This is a genomic window from Rhodococcus sp. UNC363MFTsu5.1 (genome assembly GCF_000686785.1).
GTDB lineage: Bacteria > Actinomycetota > Actinomycetes > Mycobacteriales > Mycobacteriaceae > Rhodococcus_G > Rhodococcus_G maanshanensis.
Window position 1 is genome coordinate 13,194 of sequence record NZ_JMLO01000035.1, and the last position, 21,761, is coordinate 34,954.

General features: G+C 69.7%; 23 protein-coding genes and 1 pseudogene. 12 read left to right on the forward strand and 12 right to left on the reverse strand.

All coding sequences use genetic code 11. The annotated features are described in order from the left end of the window. The first annotated feature begins 109 nt into the window (after nucleotides 1–109). Both BR31_RS0122495 and BR31_RS0122500 read left to right on the forward strand, forming a co-directional pair. On the forward strand, nucleotides 110–460 hold the full coding sequence (locus BR31_RS0122495) for a hypothetical protein (RefSeq protein WP_027502953.1): 351 nt from the start codon (nucleotides 110–112) through the stop codon (nucleotides 458–460). Nucleotides 461–497: 37 nt separating this feature from the next. Further along, the gene (locus tag BR31_RS0122500) at nucleotides 498–1,853 is read left to right on the forward strand and encodes an MFS transporter (RefSeq protein WP_037177838.1); all 1,356 of its coding nucleotides are present in this window, start codon (nucleotides 498–500) and stop codon (nucleotides 1,851–1,853) included. Between the two features lie 16 nt (nucleotides 1,854–1,869). Here the strand turns inward: BR31_RS0122500 and BR31_RS0122505 are convergent, their stop codons facing one another. Together BR31_RS0122505 and BR31_RS0122510 are read right to left on the reverse strand one after the other, a co-directional pair. Next, nucleotides 1,870–2,490 (reverse strand): hypothetical protein, encoded by a 621-nt coding sequence (locus BR31_RS0122505; protein WP_027502955.1) that lies wholly within the window; start codon nucleotides 2,488–2,490, stop codon nucleotides 1,870–1,872. A gap of 166 nt (nucleotides 2,491–2,656) precedes the next feature. Further along, nucleotides 2,657–4,354 carry a fumarate hydratase gene (locus tag BR31_RS0122510; protein ID WP_027502956.1) on the reverse strand — a complete coding sequence of 566 codons (1,698 nt, stop codon included), beginning with the start codon at nucleotides 4,352–4,354 and terminating at the stop codon, nucleotides 2,657–2,659. Between the two features lie 120 nt (nucleotides 4,355–4,474). Between BR31_RS0122510 and BR31_RS0122515 the strand changes: the two genes are divergently transcribed. The 4 genes and pseudogenes from BR31_RS0122515 (at nucleotide 4,475) to BR31_RS0122525 (ending at nucleotide 8,275) form a co-directional block, all read left to right on the forward strand. Continuing rightward, nucleotides 4,475–5,191: a CPBP family intramembrane glutamic endopeptidase gene (locus BR31_RS0122515; RefSeq protein WP_027502957.1), complete on the forward strand. Its 717-nt coding sequence runs from the start codon at nucleotides 4,475–4,477 to the stop codon at nucleotides 5,189–5,191. Nucleotides 5,192–5,258: 67 nt separating this feature from the next. After that, nucleotides 5,259–6,662: pseudogene (locus tag BR31_RS29750) on the forward strand (chloride channel protein); the annotation flags it as partial. 51 nt (nucleotides 6,663–6,713) lie between these two features. After that, nucleotides 6,714–7,331, forward strand: coding sequence for a CBS domain-containing protein (locus BR31_RS32325; RefSeq protein WP_231496674.1), 618 nt, complete (start codon nucleotides 6,714–6,716; stop codon nucleotides 7,329–7,331). Next, entirely contained in the window at nucleotides 7,328–8,275 is a 948-nt protein-coding gene (locus BR31_RS0122525) for an antibiotic biosynthesis monooxygenase (protein WP_027502958.1), read from the forward strand. The genes BR31_RS32325 and BR31_RS0122525 overlap by 4 nt, the downstream gene beginning before the upstream one ends. Before the next feature lie 85 nt (nucleotides 8,276–8,360). On the opposite strand, the gene BR31_RS0122530 is transcribed toward BR31_RS0122525, so the two are convergent. The 3 genes from BR31_RS0122530 to BR31_RS0122540 form a co-directional block, all read right to left on the reverse strand. Continuing rightward, nucleotides 8,361–9,497 (reverse strand): NADH:flavin oxidoreductase, encoded by a 1,137-nt coding sequence (locus BR31_RS0122530; protein WP_027502959.1) that lies wholly within the window; start codon nucleotides 9,495–9,497, stop codon nucleotides 8,361–8,363. A gap of 55 nt (nucleotides 9,498–9,552) precedes the next feature. Further along, nucleotides 9,553–9,927 carry a PLD nuclease N-terminal domain-containing protein gene (locus BR31_RS0122535; protein WP_027502960.1) on the reverse strand — a complete coding sequence of 125 codons (375 nt, stop codon included), beginning with the start codon at nucleotides 9,925–9,927 and terminating at the stop codon, nucleotides 9,553–9,555. Nucleotides 9,928–10,076: 149 nt separating this feature from the next. After that, nucleotides 10,077–10,319 carry a maltose regulon activator MalT gene (locus tag BR31_RS0122540; RefSeq protein ID WP_231496668.1) on the reverse strand — a complete coding sequence of 81 codons (243 nt, stop codon included), beginning with the start codon at nucleotides 10,317–10,319 and terminating at the stop codon, nucleotides 10,077–10,079. Nucleotides 10,320–10,563: 244 nt separating this feature from the next. Between BR31_RS0122540 and BR31_RS0122545 the strand changes: the two genes are divergently transcribed. Beyond that, nucleotides 10,564–11,289: a DUF1906 domain-containing protein gene (locus BR31_RS0122545; RefSeq protein WP_027502962.1), complete on the forward strand. Its 726-nt coding sequence runs from the start codon at nucleotides 10,564–10,566 to the stop codon at nucleotides 11,287–11,289. 40 nt (nucleotides 11,290–11,329) lie between these two features. Here the strand turns inward: BR31_RS0122545 and BR31_RS0122550 are convergent, their stop codons facing one another. Next, complete coding sequence (locus tag BR31_RS0122550) at nucleotides 11,330–11,815, reverse strand: hypothetical protein (protein ID WP_037177843.1); 486 nt, start codon at nucleotides 11,813–11,815, stop codon at nucleotides 11,330–11,332. Between the two features lie 71 nt (nucleotides 11,816–11,886). Here BR31_RS0122550 and BR31_RS0122555 point away from each other — a divergent pair, with 71 nt between their 5' ends. Next, a complete protein-coding gene (locus tag BR31_RS0122555; RefSeq protein ID WP_027502964.1) occupies nucleotides 11,887–13,128 on the forward strand; it encodes an MFS transporter in 1,242 nt (413 codons plus the stop codon). 175 nt (nucleotides 13,129–13,303) lie between these two features. On the opposite strand, the gene BR31_RS0122565 is transcribed toward BR31_RS0122555, so the two are convergent. From BR31_RS0122565 to BR31_RS0122575, 3 genes are all read right to left on the reverse strand, one after another. After that, entirely contained in the window at nucleotides 13,304–13,831 is a 528-nt protein-coding gene (locus BR31_RS0122565) for a nuclear transport factor 2 family protein (RefSeq protein WP_051637662.1), read from the reverse strand. A gap of 58 nt (nucleotides 13,832–13,889) precedes the next feature. Beyond that, a complete protein-coding gene (locus tag BR31_RS0122570; RefSeq protein ID WP_027502966.1) occupies nucleotides 13,890–14,225 on the reverse strand; it encodes a hypothetical protein in 336 nt (111 codons plus the stop codon). Between the two features lie 81 nt (nucleotides 14,226–14,306). After that, the gene (locus BR31_RS0122575) at nucleotides 14,307–15,065 is read right to left on the reverse strand and encodes an Rv1157c family protein (RefSeq protein ID WP_027502967.1); all 759 of its coding nucleotides are present in this window, start codon (nucleotides 15,063–15,065) and stop codon (nucleotides 14,307–14,309) included. 361 nt (nucleotides 15,066–15,426) lie between these two features. On the opposite strand from BR31_RS0122575, the gene BR31_RS0122580 reads away from it, so the two are divergent. Next, the gene (locus tag BR31_RS0122580) at nucleotides 15,427–16,689 is read left to right on the forward strand and encodes a mannosyltransferase (RefSeq protein ID WP_081830640.1); all 1,263 of its coding nucleotides are present in this window, start codon (nucleotides 15,427–15,429) and stop codon (nucleotides 16,687–16,689) included. Here the strand turns inward: BR31_RS0122580 and BR31_RS0122585 are convergent. Beyond that, nucleotides 16,631–16,921, reverse strand: coding sequence for a 4a-hydroxytetrahydrobiopterin dehydratase (locus BR31_RS0122585; protein ID WP_027502969.1), 291 nt, complete (start codon nucleotides 16,919–16,921; stop codon nucleotides 16,631–16,633). The genes BR31_RS0122580 and BR31_RS0122585 overlap by 59 nt on opposite strands. A 30-nt stretch (nucleotides 16,922–16,951) precedes the next feature. On the opposite strand from BR31_RS0122585, the gene BR31_RS0122590 reads away from it, so the two are divergent. Further along, on the forward strand, nucleotides 16,952–17,353 hold the full coding sequence (locus BR31_RS0122590) for a (deoxy)nucleoside triphosphate pyrophosphohydrolase (protein WP_027502970.1): 402 nt from the start codon (nucleotides 16,952–16,954) through the stop codon (nucleotides 17,351–17,353). Nucleotides 17,354–17,465: 112 nt separating this feature from the next. Further along, entirely contained in the window at nucleotides 17,466–18,677 is a 1,212-nt protein-coding gene (locus BR31_RS0122595) for a lipase family protein (RefSeq protein WP_027502971.1), read from the forward strand. 27 nt (nucleotides 18,678–18,704) lie between these two features. Here the strand turns inward: BR31_RS0122595 and BR31_RS29755 are convergent, their stop codons facing one another. Then, on the reverse strand, nucleotides 18,705–18,920 hold the full coding sequence (locus BR31_RS29755; RefSeq protein WP_037177846.1) for a hypothetical protein: 216 nt from the start codon (nucleotides 18,918–18,920) through the stop codon (nucleotides 18,705–18,707). Between the two features lie 109 nt (nucleotides 18,921–19,029). Beyond that, entirely contained in the window at nucleotides 19,030–20,430 is a 1,401-nt protein-coding gene (locus BR31_RS0122605) for an FAD-binding oxidoreductase (RefSeq protein ID WP_051637665.1), read from the reverse strand. A 113-nt stretch (nucleotides 20,431–20,543) separates the two neighbouring features. On the opposite strand from BR31_RS0122605, the gene BR31_RS0122610 reads away from it, so the two are divergent. Then, complete coding sequence (locus BR31_RS0122610) at nucleotides 20,544–21,662, forward strand: LuxR C-terminal-related transcriptional regulator (protein ID WP_027502973.1); 1,119 nt, start codon at nucleotides 20,544–20,546, stop codon at nucleotides 21,660–21,662. Nucleotides 21,663–21,761: the final 99 nt, after the last annotated feature.

The following is a 21,761-nucleotide window of genomic DNA, read 5'->3' on the forward strand; positions in this document are numbered from 1 at the left end:
GGGTCGGTCGATTCCGGTCGACCGACCCCCGGTCGCGGCGCGCCGCGCCGAACTCGCGGGATCGCGAATCGGCGCGGCGCTCCGATGCGGCGGCGGCTACAGTGCGGGTATGTCTGTCGTATACAACGTCTTCGTCGCCATCCACCTGCTCGGCATGGCTGCCATCGTCGGTGGCTACTTCGCCGTGCTGGCGGAGCCGCGGGTGTCCGAGGTCATGGTGTGGGGCGCTCGGGTTCAGTTCCTGACCGGCCTGATCATCGTCGGGATCGGCGAGGGTGCGCTGGACAAGGAGTACATCACCGCCAAGATCGCGACCAAGCTGGTGCTCTCGCTCGTGGTGGTCGCGCTCGCCGAGATCGGTCGCGCCAAGCAGAAGCGCGGCGAGGGGAACCCGAACCTGGCGCACGCGGTCGGTGTGCTCGCGATCATCACCGCTCTGATCGCCGCGCTCTGGACGTAGCCGGAGGGGCCGGAACGGCTCCAGGTAGGTCATCTCGGTGAGACCCGAAACCAGAACCCGCACAGAGCGACTCGACGAACTCCCGTTCACCCGTCGGCACGGTAGGTTGCTGGTCGGTTCCGGGATCGGCTGGGCGCTCGACGCGATGGACGTCGGCCTCATCTCGTTCGTGATGGCCGCGTTGGCCGTGCACTGGGACCTGAGCAAGACGCAGCTGTCCTGGGTCGGTTCGATCGGCTTCGTCGGGATGGCCATCGGGGCCAGCGTCGGTGGGCTGCTCGCCGACCGGATCGGGCGCAGGCAGGTGTTCGCGGCGACCCTGCTCGTCTACGGGCTCGCCACGGGGGCCACCGCGCTTGCGGGGTCGTTGGCGGTGCTCATCGCGCTCCGCTTCGTGGTGGGGCTCGGGCTGGGCGCCGAGCTGCCGGTCGCGTCGACGCTGGTCAGCGAGTACGCGCCGCGAAAGCAGCGGGGCCGCATGGTGGTTGCGCTCGAGGCATTCTGGGCGGTGGGCTGGATCCTGGCCGCCCTGATCGGCTACTTCGTGGTGCCGCTGTCCGACGACGGCTGGCGCTGGGCGCTCGCCGTCGGCATCGTGCCCACTGCCTACGCGGTGGTGGTCCGGATGGGTCTGCCCGAATCGGTGCGCTTCCTCGAGAGCCGCGGCAGGTATGCCGAGGCGGAGGCGGCCGTGCGGTCCTTCGAGGAGTCGGCGCCGATCGGCAGGGCGCAGGAGACCGGGACCGAGGTCGCGACCGAGCCGGAGCCCGGGCGATCGGATCCGCAGACAGGCGGCACCGCCGTCGAGTCCATCTGGTCGCCGCGGCTGCGCAGGCGGACGGGCGCGCTGTGGGTGGTCTGGTTCTGCATCAACCTGTCCTACTACGGCGCCTTCATCTGGCTGCCGAGCCTGCTGCTCGCGCAGGGCTTCGATCTGGTGAAGTCCTTCCAGTACACGCTGGTCATCACCCTCGCCCAGCTGCCCGGGTACGCGGTCGCGGCCTGGCTGATCGAGGCGTGGGGCCGCCGCGGCACCCTGGCGACCTTCCTCCTCGGGTCCGCGCTCGCCGCCGGCCTGTTCGGGTTGGCGGACTCACCGACGCAGATCGTCGCGGCGGGTATGGCGTTGTCGTTCTTCAATCTCGGCGCGTGGGGCGCCCTGTACGCGATCGGTCCGGAGCTCTATCCCACGACGGTGCGGGGAGCGGGCACCGGCGCGGCGGCGGCCTTCGGACGGATCGCGTCGATCATCGCGCCGTTGATCGTGCCGTGGCTGCTGACCGGCGGCGGCAACGGACTGGTGTTCGGGGTGTTCGCGGTGTCCTTCGGGTTCGCCGCGACCGCGACCCTCGCGCTGCCCGAGCTCAAGGGTCAGGCGCTGGCCGATCGCTGACGAACCCGGCCTCCTCTCAGGCCATCTCCGGTACGTGTAGATGGGCGATGGCCAGTTCGAACTCGCACACCTCGAGGATCTCGCCGCCCATCTCGCGGACCGCTGCCGCCCTGATCTCCTGGGCCAGCTCGCGGTTGTTGTCCATTGCCTCGTGGCTGTCGAAGGTCACCGAGGACACCGCGCGCCCGGCCGCGTGGTCGACCATCAGGCTGGCGCTGCAGAACCCCTCGAGGTCCTCCATCGCGGGCATGGACACCATCTTGTAGACGTCGATGGCGTGGTCCATCCGGCCCGGCTCGAGCTTGAGCCACACGGCCCGCACGCAGGCACCGTGGCCCGAATGGTGATCGCGGTGCAGGACCGCGATGTCCCAGCGCTCGACCGTGGTGGTGCCACCGAAGACCTTGGCGGCCTCGTCGCGAAGCTGCAGGACTGGCCCCTCGCTCCTGCGCAGCGATTCCTCGTCCATCCAGGAGCTGGTGGCGATGCAGCGTCCGCTGTCGTGGTCGACCAGCAGGGACAGTCCCGCGCAGCCCTCGAGTTCGGCGAGTGCAGGCATCACCGTGTCGCGAATGTGTTTGATTCCCGCGTCGATGAACGACGGGTGGGCCTGGATAGTGGTTGAGCGTGCAAACACGATCCACCTCCTTGTTCTCGAGGCAGCACCCGGCGGGCGCCACCGGTCAACCCCCCTCCATGCCTCACCTTCCTCCCACCGGGTGCGCATGGCAATGGTGGATCGTCAACGACAAAGGCCCGGCGGAGCGTGCGCTCCGCCGGGCCTCGGGTCCTGCCGTCTCAGCTCACAGGCCGGGACGCTTGCCCACCGTCAGGGTGACCTCGCCGGTGTGCGCGAAGAAGTCGTTGCCCTTGTCGTCGACCACGATGAAGGCAGGGAAGTCCTCGACGTCGATCTTCCAGACCGCCTCCATGCCGAGCTCTTCGTACTCGACGACCTCGACCTTCTTGATGCAGTCGAGCGCCAGCCGCGCCGCGGGCCCGCCGATGGAACCGAGGTAGAAGCCGCCGTGCGAGTTGCAGGCATCGGTGACCTGCTTGGACCGGTTGCCCTTGGCCAGCATCACCATCGAGCCACCCGCCGCCTGGAACTGCTCGACGTACGAGTCCATGCGGCCTGCCGTGGTGGGGCCGAAGGAACCGGACGCCAGGCCCTCGGGGGTCTTGGCCGGACCGGCGTAGTACACCGGGTGGTCCTTGAGGTACTGCGGCATCTCCTCGCCTGCGTCGAGACGTTCCTTGATCTTCGCGTGCGCGATGTCGCGCGCGACGACCAGCGGGCCGGTCAGCGACAGCCGGGTCTTGACCGGGTGCTTGGACAGCTCGGCGAGGATCTCGGGCATCGGCTTGGTGAGGTCGATCTTGACGGCGGCGCCCTTGCCGGTGCCCGAGATGCCGTCGGTCTCGGCGTCGAGCTGGGTGTCGGTGACCTCCGGCAGGAACCGGCCCGGGTTGAACTCGAGCTGCTCGAGGAAGATGCCCTCGGGGGTGATCTTCGCCTTCGCCTGGCGATCCGCCGAGCAGGAGACGGCGATCGCGACGGGCAGCGACGCACCGTGGCGGGGGAGCCGGACGACGCGGACGTCGTGGCAGAAGTACTTGCCGCCGAACTGCGCGCCGATGCCGATCTTCTGGGTGAGTTCGAAGACCTTCTTCTCGAGCTCGTGGTCGCGGAAACCGCGACCCGTGATCGCGCCCTCGGTCGGCAGCTCGTCGAGGTAGTGCGCGGACGCGTACTTGGCCGTCTTCAGCGCGAACTCGGCGGACGTACCGCCGACGACGATCGCGAGGTGGTACGGCGGGCAGGCCGCGGTGCCGAGCGAGCGGATCTTGGCCTCGAGGAACTGCATCATCGAGTCCGGGTTCAGGATCGCCTTCGTCTCCTGGAACAGGTAGGACTTGTTGGCGCTGCCGCCGCCCTTGGCCATGAACAGGAACTTGTACGAGTTCTCGTGGCCCTTGGCCGTGTCCGCGTACAGCTCGACCTGCGCGGGCAGGTTGCTGCCGGTGTTCTTCTCGTCCCACATGGTCACAGGGGCCATCTGCGAGTACCGCAGGTTCAGCTTGGTGAAGGCGTCGTAGACGCCGCGCGAGATGGCCTGCTCGTCGTCCCCTGGGGTGAGGACCTGCTGGCCGCGCTTGCCCATGACGATGGCGGTGCCGGTGTCCTGGCACATCGGGAGCACGCCCGCAGCGGCGATGTTCGCGTTCTTGAGCAGGTCGAGCGCAACGAACTTGTCGTTGTTCGACGCCTCCGGGTCGTCGAGGATGCTCGCGAGCTGCGTCAGGTGGTCGGTACGCAGGTAGTGCGAGATGTCGTGCAGCGCGGTCTCGGTGAGCAGCCGCAGCGCCTCGGGCTCGACGGTCAGGAAGGTGCGACCGTCCGGTCCCTCGACGGTGGACACCCCCTCGGTGGTCAGCAGCCGGTACTCGGTGGTGTCGTCACCGATCGGCAGCAGGTCCTCATAGAGGAAGTCGGCCATCATCTCTCCTGTACACGGGGCGTGCGATGCACGTTCAGGCTAGCGGCGTGGCTCCCGGGCCCCGATCCGGGGGCGGGAACGAGCCCGTCGCGGGTCGGGGCGGTCCGTACACTTGATGAAATGCACACCCACCCCCGGCTCCACGCCTACCTCGACGTTGCCGTCGTGGTGCTGGTCCTGGTGGGAACCAACCTGATCGCGCACTTCACCAACGCATGGGCGAGCATCGCCACCGTGCCGATCGCCGCGATCGTGCTGGTCGCGATGATCCGCCGTCGGGGTCTCGGCTGGTCGGAACTGGGCCTGTCGCGGCGTCACTGGCGCACCGGGTCGCTCTACGCGCTCGCCGCGGTCGGCCTTGTCGTCGCGGTCGTCGCGATCGGGGCCCTGCTCCCGATCACCCGGCCGTTCTTCATGGCCGATCGCTACGCCACCATCTCGGGTGCCCTGATCGCGTCGATGATCGTCATCCCGTTGCAGACCGTGATCCCGGAGGAACTCGCGTTCCGGGGGGTGCTGCACGGCACCCTTGACCGCGCCTGGGGCGCGCGCGGGGTGTTCGCCGCGGGGTCCCTGCTGTTCGGCCTGTGGCACATCGCGTCGTCCCTGGGGCTGACGAGCGGGAACCGCGGGCTGACCGGGATCCTCGGCGGCGGGCTGTGGGGGCAGGTGCTCGGGATCGCGGGTGCGGTGCTCGCCACCGCCGCGGCGGGGTTCGTCTTCACCTGGCTGCGTAGCCGCAGCGGCAGCCTCATCGCGCCGATCGCGCTGCACTGGTCGCTCAACGGGGCGGGCGCGCTCGCCGCCGCCGTGGTGTGGCAGATGTCGGTGGCCTGATCCCGGGCCGACGCCCGGCGGGCAAACCGCCGTCGGCGTGCATCGACGCTGACTAGGCTGGCCCAGTATGACGGCCGGCGATCGCCGGCTTCTCGCGGCGACGGGGCTGCGCTCGGCCGGGACCGCCGCGGGTCGCTGGGTGAAGCACGCGAGCTACCTGAAGAAATGGCTGGTGCTCGGCACCGCCATCGGCATCATCGCCGGGCTCGGCGCCGTCGTCTTCTACCTCGCGCTCTCCGAGGCCACCGATCTGTTGCTCGGCGTGCTCGGCGGCTACACGCCACCGGAGGCCGCGGGGGACGGTGGCGGCGCGGGCAGCGGCGACTCGACCCGCCCGTGGGCGATCCCGATCGTGGTGTGCCTCGGTGGGCTGGCCTCGGGGGTCATCGTGTTCACCTTCGCCCCCGAGGCACAGGGGCACGGCACCGACGCAGCCATCGAGGCCATCCACCGGAACCCGCGGATGATCCGCATGCGCGCGGTGCTGGTGAAGCTCGTCGCCTCGGCGCTCATGATCGGCTCGGGCGGCTCCGGTGGCCGCGAGGGCCCGACCGCTCAGATCTCCGCCGGGTTCGGCTCCCTGCTCGCGCGCACCCTCGACCTGTCGCCGAGGGACGGCCGGGTCGCCGTCGCGGTCGGCATCGGGTCCGGCATCGGCGCGATCTTCGGGGCGCCGCTCGGCGGCGCCCTGCTCGCCGGGTCGATCGCCTACAAGGACGACTTCGAGTTCGACGCGGTGGTCCCTGGGCTGATCACCTCGATCGTCGGCTACACCGTGTACGGGTCCCTGCTGGGTTTCGCGCCGCTGTTCGGCTACGCCGCGGCCGACTACCGGTTCGATGAGCCCCTTCAGCTGGTGTGGTTCGCGGCCATCGGCGTGCTCGGGGGGCTCGTCGGTTTGCTCTACAGCAAGACCTTCTACGGCATTGTCGCGGTGTCGGACCGGGTGCAGTGCAGCCGGATCCTCAAGCCGGCGATCGGCGGACTCCTGGTCGGGCTGATGGCGCTGGCGCTGCCCGAGGTGCTCGGCAGCGGGTACGGCTGGGTGCAGCAGTCGCTGGACCGGACGGGCCTGCTCGCGATCCCGCTCTGGGTGGTGCTGGTGCTGCCGTTCGCGAAGATCCTCGCCACCTCGCTCTCGATCGGGACGGGAGGATCGGGGGGCATCTTCGGGCCCGGCATGGTGATCGGCGCCTTCACCGGCGCGGCGGTGTGGCGGCTGCTCGAGCCGATCGCGCCCGCGGTCCCTGACTCGCCTGCGCCGTTCGTCATCGTCGGGATGATGGCCTGCTTCGGCAGCATCGCCCGCGCGCCGATCGCGGTGATGCTGATGGTCGCCGAGATGACCGGCAGCCTCACCATCCTCACGCCCGCGATGGTCGCGGTCGGGCTGGCCTACCTGATCGTGCGCCGCTCCGGCGAGACGATCTACCGGGCCCAGCTGGGCACCCGCGAGGACGCCCGCGCGGCGCGGCTGATGGCGGGGATGCCGCTGCTGGGCCGGGTCGGCGTCGGTGAGGCGATGTCGCCCCCTCGGCTGGTCCTCGACGGCGGAATCGATGTCGCCGACGCACTGGTGCGGCTGCGGGATGCAGGAGTCCCCGGGGCGCCGGTCGTCGACGGCGAGGGGCGCTTCCTCGGCGCGGTCTCGCCGTCGGAACTCGCGGGCGCGGCACCGGATGCGACCCTCGCGGGGCGGGCCGACGCGGGGGCGCCGACGGTCGACGTCACGGCGAACCTCGACGAGGCGCTGGAGGCGTTGCCGGACGAGTCCCGGTGGCTGACCGTGCTCGACGGGAACAGGCGGGTGTGCGGCATCGTGGCCGTGCCGGACGTCGTCCACGGCTATCGGACCGAGGTACTGGCCGAGCAGCGGCGGGTGGAGCGGGTCGGGACCCATGTCGAGGTGCTGGAGGTGCGCGCGGCAGACGACTCGCCCGTGCTCGGGAAACGGCTGGTGGACAGGGCCCTTCCCGGGGGCTCGCTGGTGGTCTCGGTGCGGCGCGGAGACGCGGTGCTGCCCGGCACCGCGGCGACCCGACTGCGCGCCGGTGATCTGGTCACCGTTCTGGTTCCGCCCGAGCGGAGCGAGTCGGTCCGTCTGATGGTCGAGGGCGGATCCGCGGACGGCGACCGATGAGCGCCGCGACCGCCGTCACGGTGTTCCACCGGACGCCCGACGCCGCGGGTTTCGCGGGGTGGGCCGACCGGATGGCCGCCGCCGCGCGGGGCGCCGACGGCTTCGTCGACGCCAGGATCGCCGCCTACCGGGCAACCGAACTGGACTGGGCGGTCGCGGTGACATTCGATTCCGAGGAGCACCTGCACCACTGGCTGGACTCGGCCGGACGGGCGGGGCTGATCTCGGCCGGGGCGGGCCTGGGATTCCGGAGCGCGATTGCGGACCTGATCCTGCTCGAGGGTTGTCTGCCGCCAGGGACCGCGGTCTTCGAGCACCCGGTCGCGCAGGGGCGGGAAGCCGCCTTCGAGGCGGCGCAGGTCCAGCTGTCGGCCTTGGTCGCCACCTTCCCCGGGTTCCTGGGCACCACGGTGCTTCGCCCGCAGGGTTCGGGCGCCTGGATGTCGGTGCTCCGGTTCCGCACCGACCGACAGCTGGCGGACTGGATGCACTCGAAGCAGCGCACCGAGGCGCTACCGGAGCTCCGCTCCCACCTGTTGGAGGATTTCTCGGTGGTCGCGCGGAGCACGCCGTTCGGGTCGATCCTGCGGGTGCAGGACGGCACAACGCGGATCACGCCGCAGTGGCGGACGGCCATGCTGGTCCTGCTGGTGCTCTACCCGACCGTGATGACGCTCTCGCGATTCCTCGGCCCGCTGCTGAACGAGCGGGGTGTGCCGCCCTGGCTGGCGATGTGGCTCAGTCAGATCGTCAGCGTCGGACTGATGACCTGGCTGCTGATGCCCGCGGTCACCCGGTGGTTCCGCCGTTGGCTCGATCCTGTGGACGGCGCGGGGTCGCGCGTGGGCCTGATCGGGGCGGCCGCGGTCGCGGTGGTGTACGCGGCGACCCTGACCACGTTCGCGTCGGTGCACTGGCTGCAGTTCTGGGACTACATGGACTGAGCGTCCGGCCCGAGCGACGAACGGGCGGTTTCCGCGCATCCGTCGGGTGACGGAGCGGGAAACCGCCCGTTCGCGGCTGCTCAGCTCAGCGGAGCACCTCGCGGTGTTCGTTGGCGTACGGCACGTGCTCGTCGACGCGTCCGTCCTGCAGCTTGTTCACCCACTCCGGGTCGGCGAGCAGCGCCCGTCCGACGGCGACGAGGTCGAACTCCTCGTTCTCGTACTGCTCGAGCACGCGGTCGATGCCGACGGTGTTCGAGGCGGCGTCGGCGGAGAACGCCGTGGTGAACACTTTGTCGAGCCCGACAGAGCCGACCGTGATCGTCGGCAGCCCGGACAGCTTCTTCGTCCACCCGGCCAGGCCGAGCTTTCCGTCGGCGCCGCCCTGCTCGGCGAACGCGGGTTCCCAGTGCCTCCGGGTGGACGCGTGCAGCACGTCGACGCCTGCGGCGACGAGCGGGTCGAGGACCTGCTCGAGCTCGGCGGGTGACTGCGCGATCTGTGCGTCGTAGTGGTTCGACTTCCACTGGGAGAAGCGGTAGACGATCGCGAAGTCCTCGCCGACGGCGGCGCGGATGGCCGCAACGACCTCGGCGGGGAACCGGGTCCGCGACTGCAGGGAGCCGCCGTATCCGTCCGTGCGCTGGTTGGTGCCTGCCCAGAGGAACTCGTCGAGCAGGTAGCCGTGCGCGCCGTGCAGTTCGATGCCGTCGAATCCGACGTCCTTGGCGTTGACCGCGGCGGCGACCCAGGCCTCGCGCAGGTCGTCGAGGTCGCCCGTTGTCAGCGCACGCCCGACCGGCGAGCCGTCCAGCCCGAGGCCGGACGGGCTGACGGTGGCCGCCTCCGGGTTGAGGTGTGGGGTCTGACCGCGCTCGGCCCCGAGGTGCCAGAGCTGCGGGATGATCGCGCCGCCCTCCGCGTGCACCGCGTCGACAACGCCGCGCCAGCCCGCCAGGCTCTCGGTGCCGTAGAGGTGCGGCACCCGGGTGTGCGGGCCAGCGGCCGGGTCCGGGATATAGGTCCCCTCAGTGATGATGAGGCCGACCCCACCCGCGGCGCGGCGACGGTAGTACTCCGCCACGTCCGCACCCGGGATCCCGTCGGGCGAGAAGGCGCGCGTCATCGGCGCCATCGCAAAGCGGTTCTTCAGGTTCAGGGACTTGACCGCGAACGGTTCGAAGAGTCCGTCGACGGGGAGGGGGACGTGTGATTCGGTCATGACCCTGGGTAACTACGTGCAGACGCAACTTATTCCAGGTGCCTGGACATCACAGCTAGTCGAGGTCGCGCTGCCGGCTCTCGCGTTCGATCTGCTGCTGCTTGGCGATCCGGCGCTGTTCCTCGGCTCGCTCGCGGCACTGCCGCAAGAAGGCCTCGTCGTCATCGGGATTCTGTGGGAGCTGGCGGCCCGGGCGGTCGTACTCGGCGTAGGCGGAAGCGTACGGTCGCCCGCTCTGTTGGCGCGCCCCGCTCTGCGGGCGGCCGAGGATCAGCCACAGCAGTGAGCCGACCGTCGGGATCAACAGCACGATCAGGATCCAGCCGATCCGGGGGAGGTGGCGTACCTGGTGGTCCTCGCAGGTGAGCACGTCGACGATGCAGAAGACCCACAGCGCCAGCATCACGAGACCGAAAGCCGCGTACGGCATGAAAAACGTCCTCCCCAGTTCAGCGCGGCGCCCTGTTGCGCCGCGTCACCCGGCCGCGCGCGGATGGCGGCGGTGCCGAGATGACCCCCGCGGGGAGGATACGTGCCGAGGGCGCCCGATTCGTGAGCTTTGCTCAGATTGTGGTCGGGTCAGCCCTCGTCGAGGGCGATCCACTTGCCGAAGGGCGGTGGTCCCTCGCCGTGGACCTTGATTCGCTGCTCGGTGGCATCGGGGTGTTTGACGTGCATCCACTCATAGCCGTGCAGGACATGTTCCTCGGCCGCGGATTCGTCGACCACCACCATGTCGCCGTTGGGGCGCTGCTCGAACGCGAATCCACTCTCGGGCGCGATGACCCACCACGTCTGATTGCCCATGACCTCGAGTCCCATCCGGGAGAAGTTGTGCGGACAGGTCAGACGTTACCGCCGATCGACGCCGGGCGGGCGTCCCGATTCGGCGTCGAAGGGCCTCTACGCTGCGGCGACGCCGTAACAGGTGTTGCTAGAGATACGAATGTGACTGGCGACACCAGAGTGATTGTGATGGAATGGCCGAAACCATCCAGGTCACCGTGGCCCCTCGTCGGCAGGCGGGTGTGCCGGTGACGACAGCAATCAGTGATGTGAGGGCGTCGTGCAGGTTTCCCGTCGAGAACTCTTCAAGTACGTGGCCGCCGGATCCGCCGCTCTCGGCGTCACGGCGCTCGGATCCAACTCCCTACTCGCGCAGGCCTCCCCGAACCTCGGCACGCTGATCGACTACGCGGGCGGGGTTCCATCCGCGGAGGCCATCCTCGCCGCCGGACACGTAGGGGCCATCCGTTACGTGTCGGACCGTCGGCCGGGGGCGCAGTGGATGGAGGGCAAGCCGATGCTGGAGGCTGAGGCGACAGCGCTGGCCGAGGCCGGGCTTGAGGTCGTCTCCTGCTACCAGTTCGGCAAGGCGGACACCGCGGACTGGCGGGGCGGATTCGACGCGGGTGTCGAGCATGCCGAGCGCGGGCTCGAGCTGCACCTGGCCGCGGGCGGTCCGGAGAACCGGCCGATCTACGCCTCCATCGACGACAACCCGAGCGAGGACGACTTCACCGAGCTGATCGCCCCGTACATCCAGGGTTGGGAATCGGTTGTCGGGCACGAGAACACGGGCGTCTACGCGAACTCCCCGACCCTCGACCTGCTGGTGGCCGAGGGCCTGGGGGCGTTCTACTGGCAGCACAACTGGGGCACGCCTTCGGGTTTCGTGCACCCCGAGGCACATCTGCACCAGTTCGAGATCGACAAGCGCGCCGTGGACGGGGTCGGCATCGACCTCAACGCGATCCTCAAGGCCGACTACGGCCAGTGGTCACTGGCCTGACCGAACGCCGAGCCCCGGCGGGCTCGGCGGGGCCGGGCGGTCAGCAGGCCGGCTTGGCGATGTTGTAGATCTGCTGTGCCTGGTCCGGGGTGGCCTTGACGCCGTTGTTCTCGGCGCTGGACTCGAGACCGGCGACGATCTCCTGCTCGGACTTGCCGGAGTCGATGGCGGCGCAGGTCTGCGCGAGGATGTCGGCGATGGCGTCGTCGTCGAGGCCCGCGGCCAGGTCGGGATTCGCGAGCTTGAACGCCGCGGTGAAGGTCGCGACCTTCGCGCTGTCGAGGGCGCCCTTGGCCTTCGAGACGGCGGTACTGGCCGCGGCATTCGCCGAGGACATGGCGCCCTCCGCGGCGTTGGCGGCTGAGGTCATGGCACTTCCCGCGGCGCCTGCGGCGGACGACATCGCGGCCGATGCCTTGTCCTTGGCGGTCTGGGCGTTGTCGCTGGTGTCGTCGGAACTACATCCGGCGAGGGCGAGGGCGAGGGCGGTGGTGGAGACGGCGAGCACTGCTGCTGCTTTTCTCATGCGATCGAGCCTAGCCGCGACGGCAAGGGATTCGGCGCAGTCCGATCACGACTCGATGACAGACTTCTCGCATGGGTATCGGTCGCTATGCCGCCTTGCTGGCACACCAGCCGGTCCGCAGGCTGATCCTGGTCGGGATGATCGCGCGGCTGCCGCATTCCGCGGCCGGGCTCATCCTCACCCTGCACGTCGTGCAGACCCTCGACAGGGGATACGCGGCCGCTGGACTCGCGGCGGCGGCCCTGACCATCGGCATCGCGGTCGGCTCGCCATGGCGTGGCAGGTTGATCGACCGGATCGGGCTGCGAAGGACGTTGCTGCCCTCGGTGATCGCCGAGGGCGTGCTGTGGCCGATCGCCGCGTTCGTGCCCTATGAGGCGCTGATCCCGGTCGCCTTCGTCTGCGGGGCCTTCGCGCTGCCGATCTTCACGGTGGTCCGCCAGAGCATCAGTGTGCTCGTCGGCGAGGCCGATCGGCGGACCGCGTACGCGCTCGACTCGATCGGTACCGAGCTGGTGTTCATCGTCGGCCCGGCGACCGGGGTCTATCTCGGTACCCACTTCAGCACCCGGTTCACCCTCATCGCGATCGGTGCGTCCGTCGTGATGGCCGGGCTGTTCCTGATGTGGTTCAACCCACCGACCCGCAGCGAGACCGCCGCCGTCGCTGCGGGTGCCGAGGCGGCGGTCGCACCCGCGGTCGACGACGCGACGGCCGCCACCCTCAGCGCCGCGGCGCGCCCCGGCTGGCTCACCGCGGCCACTGTCGGGGTGTTCGCGGCCTCGGCGGGCGCCACGCTGATCCTGGCGGGCACGGACGTCGGCATCCTCGCCGCCCTGCGGGCGAGCGGGGAGGTGCAGTCCCTCGGCGTCGTGTTCTTCTTCTGGTGTGCGTCCTCGATCGTCGGCGGCCTGATCTACGGCGCGATGCACCGTCCGGTGAGCCCGGCGCTGCTGCTGTTCCTGCTCGGCCTGTTCACGCTCCCGATGGCCTTTGCCGGCTCGACCTTCACGCTGGCGGCCCTCGCCATCCCGGCCGGGCTGTTCTGCGCGCCGGTGATGGCGGCGACGGGCGAGGCGATCGCGGACCTGGTTCCGGAAGACCGGCGGGGCGAGGCGATGGGCTGGCAGGGCACCTCGTTCACCCTCGGCGGCGCGGTCGGTTCGCCACTCGCGGGCGCGATGGTCGACCGTGCCGGACCGGCGGCCGGGTTCACCGCGGTCGCGGTGGTCGGCATGGTGATCGGCTTGGCGGGGTACGTGGCCAGGCTCTGGGTCAGGGCCGTGCGCGCCGGCCGACACGACCGCGGGTGAGCACCGCGGTCGGGCCAGGGCCGGTAGCGTCAGCGGAACCGATACGAGAGAGGGACAGACGTGGAAGCACTCATCAACATCCTGTACGCCGTCGCGGCGAACATCTACGACAGCGTGTCCGGGTCGAGCGGATCCGCGGCCCCGCAGGAGCCGCAGAACCCCTAGGGCACGCGCCCTAGGCGCCGCCCACCGCGGAGAGCCACTGGCGGGCTTCGTCCGGAAGTCCTCCGGACGACTCCGCGGCGCGGCACCATTTCTTGGCCATCTTCAGGAACTTCATCGGGTTGTAGACGTCCTCCTCGCAGGACCACAGCCCGTCGCCCGCGTAGTGCAGGATCGTCAGGTTCGATGCCTCGTGGAGCGTGCCGTCGCCCGGATCGCGCATCGGGTTACGGATCTCGCAGATCACCCAGCCGCGCTCCTCGTCGATCGTGTGCCAGGCCGCGGGGAACTCCGTCATGTGGCTGCCGGGGAAGCTCGTCATCGTCCGGATCACCCACTCCCGGATCTCTTCACGGCCGTTGAAGTTCCCATAGGCGTGCTCGATGTAGGTGGCGTCCTCGGTGAACATGTCCGCGAACAGGTTCCAGTCGCCCGTCGCGGTGGCCTTCTCCACGGTGCGCTGGTAGCCCTCGAAGGCCGACTCCAGTTCGGCCCTCGTCCACGTCCGGTTGTCGGTCTGGTCCGCCTCGGTCACGTGCATCCTCCGTCGAATTGTCTTGTGCGGCTGTCGGGTTCTGAGTGAGCGGCGTCGGTCTTGCTCAGGTCTGGGTGTGCGAGGTCGGCGATTCGGCGAGTCCTGGTTCTTCCGCCAGCACGTGCAGCGGGCGGTCGGCCGGGCTCGCCATGTCGGCCCGCCAGGACAGCACCGACCACTTCGACAGTCCGGACAGCGCCGAACCCAGGCTGCCGAACGAGCCGGAGGACAGGGCGGAACCGGCCGAGCCGATGGAGCCTATCGAGAGGATCGAGCCGACGCTGCCGATCGAGAGAATCGAGTAGGCCGAGCCGATCGAGAGGATGGAGCCCTCGGATCGGATGGACAGGATCGAGCGTCGCGAGTGCACGGACTTCCTCGAGTGCGTTGCGGGGGCCATCGCTGAGGTTTACCACAGGGCCGGGCAAAGCAGAAGGGCCCCTTCGCGATGCGAAAGGGCCCTTCTCGGATGACTGGTGACCTAGGGAACGACAACCATTCCGACGGTCGGCAGGAAGCTGCAGGTGATCGGCGCGGCACCCTCGGCCTGAGTGGTGAGGGAGCCGGAGATCACCGCGAGAACGCGGCCGCGGCCGGTGTCGGCGATGGCGGACAGGGTGGCCGGTCCGTCGGGGTTGATCTTCGAATCGGAGGTCAGGTTCTGGGTCGCCGACTTCTGGTTGTCGATGTTGACCCAGCTGACGGTGAGCGGGGTCGGCTGCACGGCGGCGGGCTTCTTGGTGCCCAGCGCGGTGAAGACGAACCCGGCCTGGCCGGCCTTCGGTCCCGGCGGGGGCAGGTGCGCGGGGCCGGGGACGGCCAGCGCGGTACCCACCGAGTCGGCGGTGGCCGAGATGCAGCCCTTACCGAGGGTCGGGTAGAGGAACTGGGAGATGACGGGGCCGTTCTCGGGCGGGAGCTCCGGTCCGCCGCCGCCGCTGCCGTCGAGGAAGGTGATGACCTTCGCGAGGGTCGCCTTCGTGGACTCGGGCAGGTTGGAGGACTCGAGCAGCGTGCGCGCCTGGGCGAGCAGGTCTGCCTGCGGTCCGCCTGCGATGTCGGACGGGCCGGCCGCGGCACCGATGATGGCCGGCGCCAGCGAGGCCAGGGCCTCGATGTTGAGGCCCTCGGGGAGCACGGGCGCGGGCTGCGCCACAGCGTTGGTCGGAGCAGCCAAGGCAGCGGCCGCGGCTATCGCTAGCGCGGTGATCGTTCTGCGCGGTCCTCGCGTACGAAGCACAGTCGTCCCATCCTTATTTCTTCAAGCGTCGGTTGGCCTGCAGGCCCCCAGCGGTAACGAGGGGCCACTCTATGCAGGCCATCAGGCGGTTGTACAGCGCTAGCCGAGACAACCCTGTTATTTCATCGTCACCCGAGGGTGACGTCGTGTGGGGAGTCTATGACAATGCTGGGCCGGATGATGCTTGCCCGGTGACCATATCTTGTGACTAGAGTGAAAATTGAGATTGTTGATGCAACTGTTATCGACAATTTTCGGGGAGATTCAGCGGCCGCCGCGGCTGCCGTTAGGCTCGCTGTCGAACGCTTCGGGTTCCACCCGTCGGCCCACACCACACGGGAGAACGCGAGACGTGTCCGAGATGCCAACCGCACCGCAGACTCGGGATGCTCGCACCGGTAGCCGGTCGGCATCGATCCTCCGCTTCGCCCCGCTGCTGCTGGCGGTCTCCGTCGCGGTGCGGATGGCGTGGGTGTTCCTGAGCCCGAACGGCATGAACCTGGTCGACCTGCACGTCTATGTGGACGGCTCGGCCGCGCTGCTCAGCGACAACCTCTACGACTTCACCTACGCCGAGCTGACCCCGGACTTCCCGCTCCCGTTCACGTACCCGCCGTTCGCCGCGTTGGTGTTCTTCCCGCTGCACTACCTGCCCTTCCCGGTGGTGGGGGTGTGCTGGACGCTGCTCACCATCGCGGCGCTGTTCCTGGTGATCCGCATGAGCCTCGAACTGATCTACGGCGCGGCGGCGAGGGAACCCCGCTGGACCGCGATCGCCCTGACCTGGACGGCGGTCGGGATCTGGACCGAGCCGGTCCGCACCACGCTCGACTACGGGCAGGTCAACGTGTTCCTGGTGCTCGGCGCGATGGTCGCCGTCCGCAGCACCCGGTGGTGGATCGCGGGCGGGCTGGTCGGCGTCATCGCGGGCATCAAGCTCACCCCCGCCATCACCGGCCTCTACTTCGTGGCGCGCAGGCAGTGGAAGGCCGCCGTCTTCTCCGCGGTCTCGTTCGGGCTGACGGTGGCGGTCAGCTACCTCTTGATCGGCCCTGCGGCGCGCGAATACTTCGAACACCTGCTCGGCGACGCGTCTCGGATCGGTCCGGTCGGATCGGTGTGGAACCAGTCGGTGCGCGGCGCCCTGAGTCGGGTGCTCGGGCATGACGTGGAGAGCGGCTGGCCGTGGCTGGTCGCGGTGGCGGTGGCGGCGCTGTTCGCCTTCTTCGCGTGGCGTGCGCTCGGCGCCGACGACCGGCTCGGCACCCTCGTCGTCGTGCAGCTCTTCGGACTGTTGATCTCGCCGATCTCGTGGTCGCACCACTGGGTGTGGCTGATCCCGATGCTGATCTGGCTCGTGCACGGACCGCTCGCGGGGCTGCTGGGGTCGAAGATCCTGGCCGGCTGCTGGCTGGCGTCGACCATCATCGGGGTGCCGTGGGTGCTGTCCTTCTTCCAGGACTCGATCTGGCTGATCTCGAGGCCGGCCGTGCTGGCCTGGCTGGGTGCCGTGAACGTGGTGGGCGCGGTCGCCTTCTACGCCTGGGTGATCTACGCCGGACGACTCAGTCCTCGGCAGCCAGACGATCGATCTCCCGCGCAAGGCTCACGTCCAGATCGGTGATCCCGCCCATGGAGTGGGTGGCGCAGGTGAAGGTGAGCGTGCGCCAGCGGATGTCGATGTCCGGGTGGTGATCGCGGCTCTCGGCGGCAGCCGCGACCCGATCGACCAACGCGATGGCGGCGGGAAAGGTCGGGCATTTCAGTGTTCGGGTGATCGACGCGCCCGCCCGCTGCCAATCGGGTAGCGATCCCAGCGCGGCTTCGACCTCGGCGTCCGACAGCAACTCGGCCATGACAATGATGGTGCCATGTATGGAGCCCGGGTGGACACAAATGCGGTGCGGGAGGTCGCGGCGGCGGCGATCATCGCGGGCGGTCGGCTGTTGCTCGCGCAGCGGGTGGCGCCGCCCGAACTGGCCGGCATGTGGGAGCTGCCCGGCGGCAAGATCGAGCCGGGGGAGACCCCGGCGCAGGGCCTGCGCCGCGAGCTCCGTGAGGAGCTGGGTGTGGACACCGCCGTCGGCGGCCGGATCGGGGCGGACGTGCCGCTGCCGAAGGGCATGGTCCTGCGCGCATACCTGGTGTCACTGCGCGACGGGACACCGACCGCGCTGGAACATTCCGCGGTGCGCTGGGTAGATGCGGCCGAACTGGCCGCCGTCGATCTGGTGCCGAACGACAGGGCGTGGCTGGCCGAGTTGACGGCGGTCCTGCACGCCGGCTAGCGGTGGGCCGTTGGCGCGTCTATCGCGTGTCGCGTCGGGAAAACCGTGGCCCCAGCCGCTTCCATGCCACGCTGATACCCGTCCATCGGCGAATCGAGGGAGGGCGCCAGCCATGAGGCGATCGGCGAGAGTAGTTCTGGGACTGGTGGTGGCGTCGGCCGCCGCGCTGACCCTCGGGGTGGCACCCACGGCGGCCGCCGAGCCGCTGCCCGGCCCGATGCCGTTGGCGGACAACTGGTTCCAGGGGCCCGCCGACCTCTCCGGGTATGCGAACGGCGACGTGATCCGCAGCCGTCCCGTGGAGGTCCGCTTCCCGGCGAACACGGCCTGGCCGGTGGTCAAGACCACCCAACTGCTCTACCGCACCTCCGATTCGTTCGGGGCTCCGGTGACAACGGCCACGACGGTGATGATCCCCGACCGCCCGTGGACCGGCCCGGGGGCGCGCCCGCTGCTCTCGCAGCAGCAGGCCATGGACGCCCTCGGCCTGCAGTGCAATCCGTCGGTGACCCTGCCCGCGGGCAAGTCCCAGGACCTGGCCCTCATCTCGCCCATGCTCGCGCTCGGGTACGCGGTCGTCACCTCCGACTACCAGGGCCCGGAGATGGCCTGGATTGCCGGACGGCAGACCGCGCACGGCGTGCTCGACGGGATCCGCGCCGCGCAACGCTTTGAGCCGCTTGGACTCTCGCAGTCTCCGGTCGTCCTGTACGGCTACTCGGGCGGTGGGCACGCGACCGCGTGGGCGGCGGAGCAGAAGGCCACGTACGCGCCGGAACTCAACATCATCGGAGCCGCCGAGGGCGGGGTCCCGGGAGACCTGGCCGGGCTCAGCGAGAAGCAGCCCGCGGTCGGCTTCACCGCCTGGGGCACCCTGCTCGGTTTGTCGCGGGAGTACCCGGACAAGATCAGGCCGCAGGACTACCTCAACCCCGAGGGGATCGAGTTCGCCAAGGCGTTGACCGACGGGTGCCTGCCGGACCTGCTCGGCAAGACCAAGGGCATCAGCCTTGCCCAGTATTCGAAGGTGGGGGACATCCTCACCATCCCGAGCGTCAAGGCCGTGATCGAGGAGAACTCGTTGGCACGCACCGCCGCCACGCCGGACATGCCGCTGTTCGTCTTCCATGACACCAAGGACGTGTTGATCCCGGACTGGGGGATGACCGGCGTGGTCCGCGAGTACTGCAACCGAGGGGTGGACGTCCAGTTCGCTCCCGGGCTCGGCGTCGATCACGTCGGTGGGGCGTTCGTCGGGATGCCGCCTGCCTACAAGTGGCTCGACGATCGCGTCGTCGGCCGTCCGACCACGCCCAACTGCTGAGTCCGAGGGCACATCACGGGGAGGGGCTCAGGAGGCGCGAGCCTTCTTGAGCCCCTTCTTCAGGTCCTTGCCCTTGACGCCCTCGTTCTCGAGCTTCTTCATCCGCATGATGACGACAGGACACTTGAGGCACCGCGTCTTGCTGCGGCAGCACTTCTTCTTCGGCTTGAGGCTCGAGACCTTCTTCGCCTTGACCTTGCCCATGTCGGCACGGCCCTCCTGCCCGGTCGGAAACCGGATCATCTCCGGCCTTCCCGAGGTTAGCGCAGCCTCAGGAATCGGCTCGGACGAGGTGCGCCGACTGGCGCGGCCGGTACGGACGGGCCTCCACCCGAGCGCACCGGCCGATCCGTCAGCCCCCGACCGGGTAGTTGCCCCGAACCAGCCCGGCGGGATCGGTGGACCGCTTGATGGCCCGGAGCCGCGCGATCGTGGCGTCGTCGAAGGCCGACGATGCGGGGTCCCCGGAGCTGAGCATCGAGAGCACGGACGGGCCGGATGCCCACGGGCCGAGCGTGTTTCGAAGCGTCGACAGTGCAGCGGCGACCGGATCGCGCAGTGCGGGATCCGGCAGCATCGCGAGCGCCACCGCCAGATAGTCGCCGTGGATCGGTCCGGCGCAGCCGCGACGGGCGCGCCGCAGCGCCCCACCGAGGTGGCGCAGCTGCACCTGGAACAGCGGGGTCGCGACGCCCGCCCCCGCGAGCCCGAGAACTCGATCGATGAGGTCGTCGTCGACGACCGTCACCGCCATCGCGGTGTGGGTGGCGGCGGAGGGGTCCTCGGGCTCCTCGCAGACCGCCCCGAGCTCGGATGGCAGCAGCGGCCGGACGGTGTCGCGGAGCATCGGGCCCGCCGCCCGGATCGGCGCCAGCAGGGCGCCCAGTTCCTCGGGCCCGCCGAGGTGGACCGCGTCCACGAAACAGAAGGAGCGTCCGCGGATCTCCTCCGGCAGGAACGGCAGCGGCGGGAAATGGGTCACCGACGCCCACAGGCTGAGCGTGTCCGGCGCGACGCTGGTCACCGCGCCGAACGCGCGCAACACGTCGCCTGCGTCCTCGACGGGGAACGCCAGCCGTCCGCCGGTGATCTGCGGAGCGGGGAACAGATCGATTTCGACCGCGGTGACGATCCCGAAGTCCCCGCCGCCGCCGCGCAGTGCCCACATCAGGTCCGGGTCCCGTTCCTCGGTGACCCACCGGTGCATGCCGAGCGGGTCGACGAGCTCGACCGCACGCAGGGAGCTCGCACCGGTACCGAATCTGCGTGAGAACCACGACATCCCGCCGCCGAGGCAGAATCCGACCACGGAGATGCCAGGGCTCGAGCCCGCGAGTCCGACCAGTCCGGTGCCGTCGAGGGCCTGCATCAGCGCACCCCAGGTCACACCCGCGCCCACCCTGGCGACCCGGGACCGGGCGTCGATCCAGACGTCGTCGAGGGCGCCGGTCCGGATGAGGACGGCGTCCTCGAGCGAGTCCGTGGCTCCGTGGCCGCTTGGCTGCGCGCTGACCCTGAGCCCATGGGTGTGTGCGAATCGGACGGTCCGCACGACGTCCTGGGCGGTCGAGGCGAGCACCACGGCCTGCGGGCGCTGCTCGACGCTCCTGTTCCACGGGGCGGCCGACTCCTGGAAGTCCTCGTCGTGCGGGCGCAGGACCGTGCCGTCGAGCATCGGACCGAGATCGGCGAGCGCGTCGACGGCGGAGAGGACCGGATCGCCCCCGCGGGGAGATTGCTGTGTGAATGTCATGGATCAACCGTCGCGGAGCAGGCAGCCTCGGACCATCCCAGTGGCAGGGGGAACCGGACCCCCAGAATTCTGGGGTTCCCCCCTGCACGTTCGGCGGCGCAGAATTTCCTTCCATGGCGACCATGCGCGCGGAGACCGTCCGCACCCGGCTCGACGCGTTGTCCCGTGCGGGACTGTCGTGGGGTGAGTTCGGCGAGAACGCACTCGAGTTGCTCACCAAGGCGGTGCCGTTCGACTCCGCGTGCTTCGGCACCATCGATCCGGCGACGGCGATGGTCACCGGCTCGGTGAAGCGCGGTCTGGACGACCCGTGTGAGGCGGCGTTCGCACACCACGAGTACGTGGAGGACGACGTCAGCCTCTTCTCCGACCTGGCCCGCCGCGACGTCGGCGTGAGCATCCTGCACGAGGAGACCGGGGGCGACCCGCGCAGGAGCTCACGATTCCGCGACCTGTTCGAGCCGGTGTTCGGCCTCGGACACGAGATGCGGGTGACGCTGAAGACGGGCGGCGACATCTGGGGTGGCCTCGCGATCTATCGGCGCTCCGGTGGCAGCGGTTTCAGCCCGGCGGAGGCGGACTTCATCGACGGGCTGTCCGGGATGCTCGCGCTCGGGGTGCGGGCTGGCCTGCTCGTCGGTGCCACCCAGCGCCCTGAGCTGCGCGACTCGGCGGACGGCCCCGCGGTGCTGACGTTCGATCACACTAACGCCGTCAGTCAGGCGACGGTGGCGGCGGAGAGGCGGATCGAGGAACTCGGCGGCAGCGCCTGGGGGGAGTTGCCCCAGCCGGTGCTCGCGATCGTCGCGACCGCGCGTGCGCTGGGAGCGGGCCGGCTCGGGGTGGTGCCGAGCGTGCGGGTGCGGTCGCGGGCGGGCCGGTGGCTCACCGTGCATGCGTCCCCGCTCAGCGGTCGCGGCGACACCCCGACGCAGGTCGTGGTCACCATCGAGGTGTCCGGCGCCCCCGAGGTGGTGCCCCTCGTGGTCGCCGGGTTCGGGCTCACCGCGCGCGAGCGGGATGTGGTCGACGGGGTGCTGCGCGGCGCGACAACGGCCGAGATCGCCAAGTCGCTGCACCTGTCGCCGTACACGGTCCAGGACCACCTCAAGGTGGTGTTCGACAAGGCCGGGGTGTCCAGCAGGAGGGAGCTGACGTCGAAGGTCTTCTTCGACCACTACGCCCCGAGGGTCGGCGGCTCGCTGAGTCCGTCCGGGTGGTTCGCCGACTAGCAGATCCAGGGTGATTAACAACTCGTTTTCGGCGGAATTGCCGAGGACGGGTAGTATCTAGCTGGCCGCAATGCCTGCACAGGCCGTCCTGTGCTGATG